Genomic DNA, 13794 nt, shown 5'->3' with positions numbered 1-13794 from the left:
CTTAATGGGTTTTACTTGAGGTTGTATCAAGAACAAACTTTAGGTTTGCAAAATCCGTATTGGCTTCAACTAAGGTGCAAATTCCGTCGCTGTAGGTGTAAGTAGTAGTGTTTCCGTTCGGCAGATTGATCCTGTATTTTTGGGAGTTAATCTTCTGAATAGGAATCATTTTTTGGAATTTCTCCGAAAAAACAGATTTTATATTTCCGGGTTCATTAAAATACAGGCTTGCAGTAGAGCTGAAAATGGACTGTTTTAGCGAACCATTAGCTCCATCTTTGTCCGAAAGAGTGTAAAAATTTCCGTTCCAGGTAGCCGTGTTGTTCACTTTTAGTTTCCCGTTCATTGTTCGGTAAAGTTTAGCCTGCTGTAGAATATTCTGTTTAAAAGTAACACCCATTTTGTCGTAAATCTCAATACTGTAAAGGATTTTCACTTTGGCCCGGGATTCAAAAAGATATTCCGTGATATCGTCTTTCAAAGAACGTTCTACGCGGATATTACCAATGGTTCTATCGTCTTTTATAATAGAATAATTCAGATATTCTTTGGTAATTAATGTTGTAATGTTTGCTTGAAGATAATTGTTCAGCATTATCGAAAAAAACAGAAATGCTTTTATTGTTTTCATTGTTTTTTATTTTTTAAATAATAATGACTTCTTTTATTAGGGTTTTCTATTGGTACATATTGAAAGGCTGAAAGGTACATTCATAATAAAAATATTTATGATGCAAAATTAGGACTGAGAAAGGTTTAGAATGTTCCGTAAGATAAATACGAACTACAATTCAATCAATTGAAAATAAGATATTTAAATACAAGACTACGTTCTGATTTATAATTCTGAACCTTGTTTTTTTAAAATTCCGGAGGTGTAAGATGATAGTTCTTTTTTGAAGCAGTAACTGATGATGAATAAAGTATAGTATTCTCATTTCATAGTTCCCTGTTCCCAATTTTTAGAATAGTTGGAAACGCATCCAATTTACTGACTGTACACTGAATATGATAACCTATACTTTTTTGAAAAATTGGAAAGCTGATATATCTAATATTATACTGTTAACACCATTAAACAAAAAAATAAATATGTTACAAAATGAAATTGTCATCCCGGTATAGATTGAAAAACCCTTTAAAAACATTCCTGTATTGACAAGAGTTTTTAAAGTTAAAGCAGTCAGTATTTTTGAAAATATTAGCTAGTATCAGCAAGTAATCACTTACAAATCATCATATTTTGTATTGATTTTTCTTTTCCCAGGAACCATTTTCATCGAGAATTTGTAAATAGCTGTTAGGTGGTTCATCAGAATGGTAAAGCTGATACAGCTGATCGGTTAGCGCTGTAAGGAAGGCAAAGAAAACTGAAAAATCTTCCTTTGAGTTGTAAAGTCCACCCCACTCACCCAAAACCCAACGTAATATATGGCCATTGTCAAGCGTGACTGAAACTACAGGATTAGGAATATTTGCTTCGGATTGTTTGTAATAATCGTACTTGTGTCCTCCCAATAATGATATTTCCCGGGCAGGAATTTTGATAGAGCTTATATCGGAAAATAAAACAGCACCGAAACAGGAACAGGTAAACCCTAGTTCACTTAAGGTAATGACTTCTACCGACTGTCTTTTGGATGCTACTTTAAACAGCTTATAAATAGCCATCAGCATTAATGGCAAAGAGATCAGCAATAGCCAGGTCGGGAAATAGGATCCCGATGGTATCACTAAAATAGTACCCGTTAATGCAATAGTCACCAACGTCGTAAAAAACCAAATCAGAATAGTTAAGGTTTTACTGCTGTTATTAAAACGAAATTGATAGGTCTTCATAAGTGTCCAAAAACGTTGGTTAGATAAGATAATTTCTAAAAGAAAACTACAGTCTCAAAATAATACTCAATCTATATACATTCATCTACATATTGGCACTTTATATACCATAACCGGGTATTATGGATTATTAGTAGTAATGACAAACATAATCAGGGGTTCATCTCCTGTATTTTCAATGGAATGATATCCGATGGAGCTGATAGCGGTAATATCTCCTTTTTGAAGTGTTCTTTGACGTACAGCTCCTTCCGTTCCGGTTCTCTCACGATACTCTCCTGTTCCGTGTACAACCACATATAATTCTTCTTCATTCTTTTCATTATGGGTATGGAATCCGGATTCGTCACCGTTATTCAATAAAACCATATAAGCAGCCAGACGGTTATTAGCCAATTCCTTATGATCAAACATTTGGATCATGTATACAATTCCTTTTCCGCCATACATATTTTCACGTTTATCTATACGGATAATGGTACGCTCGCTTTTTTCAAATGCCATGACATACAGGTGGATGTGTTTTGAAACTTCCTGTATAACGTGATCAAATTCTGCTCCTTCAGATAATATAACTGTATCAGCCATGTGGGTTATCTATTAATTTATAATAATGAAGATCAATGTACCAAAAAATATATAAAAAGACAACAAAAACAGCTTTCATTAATTTGTTTTCTGCTAAGTCTGAATAAAACTAAGGTATATGATTTAGCAGATTAACAGCAATCTGTATTCACCATCATTTTCAACAGGGGCTCTATGAACACAAGGTAAAACCTCTTGCGCAGGGTGATCTACTGCCAGACGCCAAAGATGACCTACTCCCAGATTGGTAGGTTCTGCTCCTGGTTTAGGCTGATAATGCAGATCGAAGAAATATTCTTCCAGAAAGCTTTCAAATGTGGTTTCCGGACCGTCATGGAGTTCTTTAAGTTTTTCACGGATTTCAGGAATCAGGATTTTCTGTACAGTCTGGTCGTTAGGTAAGATCTCACTGGCAGCTCCATGATAGGTACACAAAAAAGTATCTGTTCCAATAGGTGAACGATCTACATGATAAGAATATACGTCTGTGGAGAAGAAATCCAACTCGTCATCACGGTCATAGCATTGCAGTAAATTGAGAGAAGGCAATGCCCCGAAATCGGTTAATAATTGCAGATCACTTAAGATTATTTCTCGTGCAATACTCCCCTTTTCAGAAAGTGTCAGGACTAAAAGGTCTTCGGCAGATACTTCTGTCACGTTCTCCTTGAGCTGAAGTTTAGAAACAATTTCTTTAAAATCCCCATTCAAATTTCTGTTCCAGCAGATAGCATTCATAGTTCCATGAAAATCAGTATTGATAAGTTCGGAAAAAGTAGAGACTACTCCAATTTGACTGTTGTCAGAAAATGTCTTGTCCATAGTTTAAAGTAAACAATTTAGCCGTTTAATTCTTTGCAAAAATAAACAATACATAAGAAGATCACGCTAAGATCAGACTTGTTTTTATGACCACAACTGATTGACATATCCTCGCTGGTATAAAAACTAAAATTGGCTTTCTCCATGTTTGGGAAAGCCAATGTATTATTCTTTATGTAGAGCTGTATAGTCTAAAGCAACTAGTAAACACCTGTTGATTCCCCATATTTTTCTACACAAACTTCGTCTGCTACTCCATAGAGGATTTGTTCTGTTACATCATTGACGCTGTGTGGTATTTCTTCAGGATTATCCATAATCTGAAAATAAAGCTCCTTACCGTTACTCACCACCCAATTGGCTATATCTTCTACCCCATCCTCAGATTCTTCCATATAATCAATAAAAGGCTCATCCTGCAATTCAACCGATGCATCAACAAATTCTTCCTGAAATTTGATGATTTCTTCTTTAGAAAAACCAGTCAGAATTTCTTTAAGCTTATCCCTATTAAGATCTGCTCTTCCTATGATAGACCAAAACCATTCGGATGTTTCAATATTTTCCATTTTTTATATAATTTATTTAATGTACATGTTTCGGTTTTAAATTCCCTTTAGCGTCCCATTCATGTGTTGCCCTCAGCTTTTTATTTAATCTTGTAAACGGAGTTCCCGGACCTGATCTTCCAAGTCTGTTAAGAGTATTGTCCCAAGGTAATGAGTAGCCCATTTTTTCCAACCCTTCCCTCATAGATTTTTCAATGCTTTCCACACTGCTTAACGCTGTTTTATCTACGGTAAATACATCTAAAGATAAATTTCTTCCGGTTTTATTTCCGGCTGTTGCATACTTTTCAAATCTTCCTTTAAAAGTACCCACCTCACTTTTACCTATTTTTAAAAACTCGCCTGTATCTGCATCTTTTAAAATATATACAATCCCTTTTTGATTACCATCAAAGCTCAGATTCCTCCAATTAGGATCAGTAAGATCAATTGATTTTAGGTTTTCGGAAGGAATGATAGTATTCCACCCAAAAATATCAATAAACGAGTTTACATTTTTTACATAAGCATATAAATTAGGTTCGCCAGACATCAGCCCGATCGGATCCTGGCTGATATAATTACCACTTTCATTATCATAATAACGAAAACGATTATAAGCCAATCCGGTTTCCTCATCTATATATTGTCCCTGGTATAAAAAAGGAACAAATGTATGATCTCCTTTCCTCAAAGAACCATAGATATCCAGTTCCCGTTCCCAGATTAAAATACCATCACGATTATACGCATGGGTTGGGGTTCCTAAATAATCACTGATTATACTAAACTGTTGTTCTCCTGTAATTTTACCACAAGGGGTAAAACTTCCCTCCTTATACAGCCAAGTTATTACATTTTCTGCAGATTCTACAGCCTCTTCTACATTATTTTCGGCATCAATGGTTAGTTCTGGTGGAAAACTACCTTCATATTGCCATTCATGCAGAGGAACATTCCCGTCCCAGACCCAACGGGTCACTTTATTTTTATATTGTTTTGCAATACGCCGTCCTAAAGGATCGTAAAAAAAGACGACCTCATTGCCTTTAGGTAGGATTACTTTGGTCAACATTCCATTTCCTTTCCATTCGTATTGCCAGCCGATACCGCTTCCCGTAAGGCTGATTCCGTATTTATGTTCTATTGTGGAAGCAGATACTGCTGCACGCTGGCTGCTCTTTCTGAATTCCTTAAAGATCAGGTTTCCTTCGGCATCATAGTAATAATTATAGCGAATATCTTTTAAAAGCCTTCCTCCGGCTCCATACGTACGATCCGACTGTTCCGGAGTCTCAAACAGATTTCCTATAGCATCAGGTGCTTTATAAATGGTTTCGGTTTGCTGGCGGCTCTGGTAATTGCCGCTTACCAGATTATCCCATGAGTCATAATTAAAAGAGGTACTGGCTCCTGTAATTTCGTTAACCGTTTTCAGCAGGCGGTTGGCAGTACCCCAGAAATAACGGGTACGGTTTTGTTCTACATTATGACTGTGAATACTGCTTCGTATCACACGGCCCTGCTGGTCCCTTTCCGTAAGCTGGCTGATTCCTCCCGTGAGCTCTCTTTGGATCTCCAGCCCCGTAGCATCATACTGCCACTGAGCTTTCCAGTTTCCACTTTCCATTTCCCTTACCTGCCCGAAATGGTCATACTGGCTGGTAATATCGGCCCCTAAAGAACTCTGGGTCTGTAAGGAATTATTCTCCTCATCAAACAAGGTACTCACCCAATGCTGGCCTTGCTGCTCTTTAAGAATACGGCCATCTTTAGCACGTTGTATTTTTATGGTGATATCCTGGTTGAGTGCTCCCGATAAGAATCCATCTTTATTATAATGATATCCTGTAAATGAAAGGTCACTATGCTGCTCCATGATAACATTCCCTGTGCCGTCATAATCATATTCGGTCCAGCGGTTATCGGGTCGTATCACTCTTTTCACCCTGCCTACTGCATCACGTTCATACTGCCGGTGCAACCCGTCAAATCCCCATTCATTGATTACATTTCCCACTCCATCCAATGCAAACCGGTATACTTCTCCTTTTTCATTGCTGATATTTTTCAGCTGTAACTCTGTATCATAAGCAAATTTTACGGTACGGTTATTTTGTGTGCGGCTTAGTAAAACTCCCAGGCTTCCATACCGAAAACGGACTTCATGTAAATCATCTTTCGCGTGGATGATGTTATAGGAAGTATCATATTCAAAATAATGCTCATTTCCATCCGGCTCTTTTATATACACCGTATTTCCTGCATCATCATATTTGTAATACGTCAGATTGCCACGCACGTCACGTTCACAAATTACATTTCCCACCTCATCATAATCCCATTTGTTATAGGTTTCGTTGGGATAAATCACCTGTACCATGCGGTGGAATTTATCATAGAAAAAATGCACAGAACGGTTGTTACTATCGGTGATTTTTCTAAGATGCCTGTTTTCATACTGATAAAACAGTTTTTCACCGGAAGGAAGTTTCTTTTTTATAATCCTGTGAAGATCATCGTAGCTCCATTCTATTTCCGTCCCTCCGGGCGTTGTGACTTTAGTCAGGTTAAAAACATCATCATATTGAAACTGAGTTGTTTCATTATTCTCATTTTCAACAGTTTTCAACAATCCATTTTCAGTATAGAGGTATTTCTTCGTAAGACCTTCGGCATTTACGGTTAATTCAAGCTCCTGATACTGATTGTATTTTTGATGGGTAACCCCTCCGTTTTCATCTATTATTTTATAGATCAGCTTATCATCATCATAAAAATATTCTGTGGTAAAGCCTAAACTATTCCGCGTAATTGTCTGTCCCGGATTATATTCTGTAAAGTATTCCAATACCCCACCATCACCCCAGGTATGAATACATTTTGCACCATCCCCTTTGCCTTCATATTCCCAATAAAAGTTCTGTCCTGTCTGGTTGGTGAGCTGTATGAGTAAATGATGGTTATAATAAAAGTGTTTTTCCGCTCCTATGACATCTTTGTTGTAGATCATATTCCCCAATTCATCATATTTATATTGAATATAGGTGATCTCTCTATTTTCTGAAATGGTATATAAACGGGTAATGCGTTGATCAGCATCACTTTCGACTTTTATTATTTTACCTGTACTGTCTATAATCTGTTTTAAACATCCATTGGGATGATATTGAAATTCCATGATAAAACCGTCTGCTCTGGAAATTGAAGAAAGCATCCTGTAACCTTCTTTATTCAAAGCTCCATTAAACCTGTAACGAAGGTTATTGGAATCTGTCAGCAGATATCCTTTTTCATCGTTACTAAAGGTCAGCTGTTCTTTTCTGCTAAAATATTTCTCACCATGGCTAACCAGCGGAACAACCACCTCACGGCCATCTGACAGGCGTAAGGAAGCAAAATTATTTCCCAGATCAAACAATCCCATATGATAGCTGTGATGCCAGTTAAAACCTAACGGCCCATTTACCTCGGCATCACTGTAGTAGGTTCGCTGCCATACAAAAGGGATAGGTCCCGGCAACTCTACATCTGTATTTGTGGAGTATACTCTTCCTGTGGCAGCATCCACGGGTTCACCAAACAAACGGCATTTTACAGGCTGTAAAACTTTTGCCAGCTTAGGTTTGTTAGGTTTAATGCCGTCAATAGCGTCCTGTAGTTTGTTTCCTGCTTTTTTCCATAATTTCCCCATTCCTTTCAGCCCCAGGCTCATCGCCAGCTGAAAAAGGTCGATGGTAGGGGGACCTCCTGCCAAAACAGGCTTCCCTGCTGATGTCATGATCAGCAGCATGGAAGTAGGAGCCATTAATGCTACTTTCGGTTTAGGTTTTGTAATACGAAATGGCGCAGGGATTCCTATTAAATTACATGACAAAGCAAGGTGGAACTGCGTACTGCATGGCCCGCCATCTGCTAAAACAGTACTGCTTCCCAGAAACATTTCTGAACTTGCAATAGGTTTTACTATAGGAAACGGAATATGTAAGAAAATTCCCGGTAAATGCTGAATTCCTGTTCCCGCATTCGCCACCCACTGCCCATGAACCTGTACAGAAGGTTTCATACCGTTTACAATTGCTGTACATACCGAAGCTAAACTTGTTGGAGGTTCAGATCCGTCAGCAGGAGGAGCAGGAGGTTCCGGCAAAACGCTGGAAATAGCATTCATGATGGCACTCATAATATCGAAAACCATTCCGATGTGAGGAACCGGCAATAAAGGCATTGGCGGAAAAATGGTTTCATGGAAATCTATACCAATAGCCAGATCAAAATACTTCCCTACAGGCATCCCGGGCATAGCCGGTAAAATACTGGCCATATCTTTCTGCAAATGGTCCAGTTTATTTTTAGCCTCTCCAAAAAGTTCACCAAAACCTTTTCGCGGAGCCGGTGATGTTACTACTTTTCCAATAATATCTGACATAGGCTAGTTTTTAAGTTTTGATAATTGATCTTTCCAAACCGACTGTTCCATTTTTAACGAAGCAGAATCAACACCTGCCTGCGCTAATAAACTTTCCCAATCATCACCTAACCAGTCTGCCAACTGTAGTTCTATTTCATTGACTTCTTCTTTTGTCTTGATCTGCTTTCCTAAATAAAGCCCCATAAAAGCGGCATGCAGAAAAGTAGACTGCCTTCTGACACTGATATCTAAATACGCTCCGGCAGCCAAAGAAAAAAGAATGCTTTCAAAGGCCTTCTGAAGGTTATTTTTTTCATAATAAATATGTGCTATAAGCCTGTTAGTCTCCATAATATAGTAGACATCCTGGCGCTTGGATGCTTTTTCTGATAATTCCTGATAGACCAGCAAGGCAGCATCCCTGTTTTTGTTACCATATAATAAAGCTGCTTTTAGAAGCATACAGGATTTCCAAACCGGATACCCTGTAGCATCATCATGTACCATTGCTTTTGATGATTCTTCCAATGCTTTATCGGTATATTCTTCACTTTTTTTAGTATTCTGTACAGCAAAAAAGGCTTGTGACGCCACCAGCAAACCTGCTATTTTTGAAGATACAGAGCCTATTTCCTCGGTAATCGTTATCAGACGTTTCACTTCTACTTCAGTCCTGTTTTTTATTTTCTGAGTCGTAGAATCCATCACTACAATCACCTGCTTCCGGAATCTGGCATCAGCATCTACCGTATTATAATTGTCACTTGCTTTATACATCTCATTTTTGATTGCCTCTGCCATTTTAAGCTTTGGATATATATAATGATAAAGAGCTTCATTATCTTTTTTCCCTTGCAGCTTTATACGTCTTTCCTCAGCCAGATCCATCGTCACCAGACGTAAGGAATCGGGAACCGTTTCAATAACCTGTTGAAACCAGTGGGCTATATTTTGTTTCGCATGGGCTACCAGAGGGAAATACAGACAGAAATAAAAATGCTCCCCTTGATCTGTGATACTTCTTTTAAAGCGCTCCAGCTCACTAAACAGGCTGGCCGCACTGGGCAGCAGGCTGTCATCAGGAACAAAAGCTTCTTTAATGATATTATTCTCCCAAAGTGCCCGGTGCAGATCTTTATCTTTTTTAGGATGAGGAGTAAACCAGGTTACGAATTCATTCCATAACTGCTCTTCAAATAATTGTTGATCACCATGATATTCGGCTTCAAAACGGAAAAAGATGTCATTAGATTCTCCAACAGGAGACTGCTCGATCTGCATGAATTTATCAATCATCTCAACATCCGGATACTGTGCTACCCAAACAGCCAGCTTCCAGGATTCCTTTTTTTCAGCAACAGACCATAACTCTTTAAGTTTATAATATTCCTGTGCTATTGAGGATGTTTCCATATTATGAATTCAGTTTAACTAAACCTCCTGTAATTATTGTTTCCCCTTCTCCATTCATAGAAACCTTACTGCCACTGATGCTTGTTTCTTTTCCGGTCACCTGAACTTCTTTACTGCCGGAAGCCGTTACAGTAACACCGCTTACAGCAGCCACATTAGCTTCCGAGCTCAGCTCTACACCAGCTTTACCACTTCCCATAGAAATAATGGTATCCCCTGTGATCTTAATATTTTTCGCGTGAATGGTAATGGTTTCATCTTCAATAACAATAGATGATTTCCCATTATTCAATGAGATTTTTTTACTGGCCACTCCGGAAATGGTATCCTTACCATCTACTGTAATTGTATTTCCGCATGTCTTATCTTTGATGGTGATTCCCCCTCCATCATCAAGGCTTATAATATGACCGCTTTTACTGCTAAGGCTCTTCACATTATTCCCCTGGCCGCCACCTCCTCCGGCTCCCCCATGAAACATTCCTCCCATGACGAATGGACGGTCAGGATGCTGGTGAACAAAATTGACCATGATTTGGTCATCTACCTCAGGGATAGCCATAAAACCTCTGTTTTTACTTACTTTATCGCTACTTCCCCCATCAGGAGTCATAACACGAACAAATTCAGTGGTATCGGGACCGTTCTGCCAGTCAAACTGTACCTGAACACGCCCCTGGTTTAAAGGATCTGTATTGGAAATTACTTTTGCAAACTGCGGCTCTGCTTTAGGATAATGGAATTCCGGTCTGGGCATAAATCCGGTATCAGCTGCAATGGCATCAAAAAAGCCTGTATAATGTCCTCTTGCATCCACTTCATGTCTTACCTCCGTCATCATCAGTTTTGTAAAGTAAGAGGTTTCATTAGTATCCGGTTTTCTCATTTCAATATCTGCAGTACAGCCCGGATATAAAAACGGAACAGAAGTAGATCCTGAAGTGGTAAATACATCTACAGAATTACTTCCTGCCGCCCCTTTTTGGGAAGCATCTATATCCATGATCTTTGAAGCTTTTATAGGAGCTATACTCAGCGAGGGCGTGATAAACGTCTTTTCAGAAATTTCATAAGCCCGCTTAGCAATATCCGAAGTATGGTTAATTTTTGAATTTCCGGCAGTCAGTTTTTCATTTTTACTGCTATTGTATCCATAGAAAGAAGGATTCACATGCTGGGCTTTCATCTTAATTTTTACATCTGCAACGTTGCTTCCGTAAGTAAGTTTTATTGGTTTTTCCTGGGGTGGTAATTTTCCAAAATGCAGAACTTCACCATCATAAAAAAACTGCTCTCCATAAGCTTCAGCAATCCTTGCCAGGTAATTGTAATGCGTTTCATTATATTGAGAGCTATAAGAGACATTTCCATATTGAGCATCTACCCTGATATCAAATCTACTTGTTCCCAAGCCTTCTTTTATCACCTGATCGGCAACATTATTGAGACTTATTTCCTGTTTTCCTCCAAAGCTTTGGGTATGGGGAGCGGAATCTAATAAAATAGTAGGACTATATCCTGTAAGAATAATATTTCCCAGACTTCCTTTATCCTGCTCAAAACCTACTTCGGTGATCACTCCTACAAAATTTCTTTCCGGACCATTGTCAACATCTTTATACTTGAAAACAATGGTAATCCTTTTTCCAAGGAAGCTTTGAGCCTGTTCCAAATTATGGTTTTCCGTACTTCCCAAAGTATCATGGGCTAAGGTCAAATCAAACTGATGATGTTTTACCGCACTTTGGTTAAGTTTGAAATGTTTAAAAAATTTGATTTCTTTACCTTCAATAAATATTTCCAGTTTCACCACCCTGTTAATCCCTGCAATGGCATTTTCAGGAATGTTCTGGGCATTGAATATTTTGGATGTAGGTTGTTTTACCCAAAGTTTTTCTTCAACAATTGACGGAGTATTGGGTAAAATAGTTTTGTTCAGGAGCTGATTCCCCGAATGAGTGAAGTTTTTCACCTCAGAAACCATTTTCTGGGGATCAGAAATATCTACGGATTCTTTTACTTTACTTAGAATATCTTTATGGGGTGAATCTATTCCCTTTTTGGGAAAGTTTTCTTCTGGTTTAAACATGATAATGAATTGTAATAGGTTACATGGGAATTTCTTCCATATCAAGAAAAGACCAATCGCCTCAAATGACAGTCAACAAGTTGCATTGGTCTTTTAGCAGCTTATCTTCAGACCGCTTTGAGATGTCTTTTTCAGAGTTTAATGAGAACTCAAACTCTTTTTCCTGCGATTAACAGCCACAGTTTTTCACAGTGGTTTTGAATTTTTTCATAAGTTTTTTTATTGATTTTGGTACTGCAATTTATCACCTTAAAGATTCACTTCAAAATGAAATAGGCAGTATTTTAAAAATTGTCGTAAAACTACGACATTCATTATTTTTTCATTATTTAAGAATAATATAAACAATTATATCTATTTAACTAATAATCATATATTAACAATAATTGCAATATGATCACTAATCCGCATCTACGAGCTGGCAACAGATTATTGTCCCGAAAAAAGACTAAAAAATCAGATTATAATGTAACCCTGTTTCTATTGTTTATATCGCAGAAAACTTTTCAAAAAACCACCGTTGAATTTGCAAGCAGAAAATAGATAGCCTGGTTCACCAAAGATATTCCATTCCAGGATGCCCTATATTAGTCTTGTGGGTCACCAGGGCTTATTATAAATATTGAATTCCGGAAACAAAACTAAGGCGTATTTTTTCCCTTCTTACCGGAAAGGCTATACTTTCAGAAGAATTGCCAACGAAGATGAAATACTTTATCTTTGTTTTTCAAGACTTATCTAAACATTTATTCTCTATGAAAAAAAATAGCTTTTTATTTTCTGCAAAAGGAATTTTTACGGCAACACTTCTTTCTTTACATACAGTAGTTTACGCTCAAAAAACAGCAGATATTTCAACCATTTCGGAAAAAACACTAAGCAGTATCCTTGAAAAAAACAGACCCTATTACGCACAGGGAAAAGTTGCTGATTATATTCCTGAATTAGGAAAAATGGATGCCAAAGCAATTGCTTTTTCTGTGGTAGAGAAAAATGGGAAGATATTTAATGCAGGAGACACCCAAAAGAAATTCACCATGCAGAGCATTTCTAAAATCATCGCATTAATGATTGCTGTCAATGAAAAAGGGGAAACCAATGTTTTTGATAAAATGGGATATTTCGGGTCCGACAGACCTTTCAACCATTTTTCCAATCTGGAAACAACAGGGAAACCTCTTAATCCAATGATGAATGCAGGAGCAATTCTTACTACTTCTTTAATTTCAGGTGACGGCGAGAAGCCTTTCCTTAAAATTTTGGACATGGTAAGATATATTACTAAAAATCAAGACATTGATTACAGCAAATCCGTGTATGAATCCGAAAAATCTACAGGACACCGTAATCGCGGAATGTTCTATATCATGAAAAACAGCGGCCTGATTTCAGGGAATGAAGATCAGCTTGATAATTATTTTAAACAGTGCTCCATTGAGCTCACTGCAGAAGACCTGGCTAAGATCGGGTATTTCTTTGCCAACCAATGTGTCCGCTTTGATGGCGACTCCACTCATAAAAATGCTGAAATTTCAAAATTAGTAGAATCCCAAATGCTCACTGCCGGCATGTATGAATTTAGTGGAGAGTATTCCCGTATGGTAGGTTTGCCAAGTAAATCAGGTGTTGGCGGCGGAATCACGGTAAGTGTTCCCGGAAAAATGGGAATTGGTGTTTTCAGCCCTGCACTGGACCAACATGGAAATTCATTGGCAGGATATCATATGATCCTGGATCTGGTGAAACAATATGGTTTAAGTATATTTTAAGGTTATTTTAATTTTTTACTCAATCAATTCCTCATACGTTAAAATTTAAATAACCTTAGCGTAACACTTACGTCCTGAATAACAAGTAAATAGGTGACAGAAAAAGCAATAATTCAGCTCACCTTACAAGACTATAATCATTCAATATTTTTTATAAATCAAGCGGCATTTGGCCGCTTTTTTTATATATACTATTCCTATCCCAAGACTAGTTTCATTATTATATCACAAAATTGCATTATCTTTTAATTTCTGTCATATCATAATATAATTATTTAACCAATTACCCAAAGCATTCTGAAATAAGAAGATAGA

The 13794-nt window shown here is 37.6% G+C and carries 9 protein-coding genes; 1 reads left to right on the top strand and 8 read right to left on the bottom strand.

Features of this window, described 5'->3' with window-relative positions:
- Position 1: 1 nt before the first annotated feature.
- The 8 genes from B8967_RS19005 to B8967_RS18970 form a co-directional block, all read right to left on the bottom strand.
- Positions 2-631: a DUF6134 family protein gene (locus tag B8967_RS19005; RefSeq protein ID WP_084087214.1), complete on the bottom strand. Its 630-nt coding sequence runs from the start codon at positions 629-631 to the stop codon at positions 2-4.
- A 605-nt stretch (positions 632-1236) separates the two neighbouring features.
- A complete protein-coding gene (locus tag B8967_RS19000; RefSeq protein ID WP_143330556.1) occupies positions 1237-1839 on the bottom strand; it encodes a hypothetical protein in 603 nt (200 codons plus the stop codon).
- Between the two features lie 120 nt (positions 1840-1959).
- Entirely contained in the window at positions 1960-2427 is a 468-nt protein-coding gene (locus B8967_RS18995) for a cupin domain-containing protein (protein ID WP_084087210.1), read from the bottom strand.
- A gap of 123 nt (positions 2428-2550) precedes the next feature.
- Positions 2551-3249: a DUF1826 domain-containing protein gene (locus B8967_RS18990; protein WP_084087208.1), complete on the bottom strand. Its 699-nt coding sequence runs from the start codon at positions 3247-3249 to the stop codon at positions 2551-2553.
- Between the two features lie 200 nt (positions 3250-3449).
- Entirely contained in the window at positions 3450-3818 is a 369-nt protein-coding gene (locus B8967_RS18985) for a DUF4240 domain-containing protein (protein ID WP_047486761.1), read from the bottom strand.
- Between the two features lie 16 nt (positions 3819-3834).
- Positions 3835-8226 carry a DUF6531 domain-containing protein gene (locus tag B8967_RS18980; protein ID WP_084087206.1) on the bottom strand — a complete coding sequence of 1464 codons (4392 nt, stop codon included), beginning with the start codon at positions 8224-8226 and terminating at the stop codon, positions 3835-3837.
- Positions 8227-8229: 3 nt separating this feature from the next.
- Complete coding sequence (locus B8967_RS18975; protein ID WP_084087204.1) at positions 8230-9621, bottom strand: hypothetical protein; 1392 nt, start codon at positions 9619-9621, stop codon at positions 8230-8232.
- Position 9622: 1 nt separating this feature from the next.
- A complete protein-coding gene (locus tag B8967_RS18970; protein WP_084087202.1) occupies positions 9623-11710 on the bottom strand; it encodes a type VI secretion system Vgr family protein in 2088 nt (695 codons plus the stop codon).
- A 755-nt stretch (positions 11711-12465) separates the two neighbouring features.
- Here B8967_RS18970 and glsA point away from each other — a divergent pair.
- Positions 12466-13479, top strand: a complete 1014-nt coding sequence (gene glsA / locus B8967_RS18965; protein ID WP_084087201.1) for a glutaminase A — start codon at positions 12466-12468, stop codon at positions 13477-13479.
- The last annotated feature ends 315 nt before the right edge of the window (positions 13480-13794 follow it).

This window comes from Chryseobacterium sp. YR221 (assembly GCF_900176315.1).
Lineage (GTDB): Bacteria > Bacteroidota > Bacteroidia > Flavobacteriales > Weeksellaceae > Chryseobacterium > Chryseobacterium rhizosphaerae.
The sequence above is the reverse complement of the archived record's forward strand: the minus strand, read 5'-3'. Positions and strand labels throughout refer to the sequence as shown.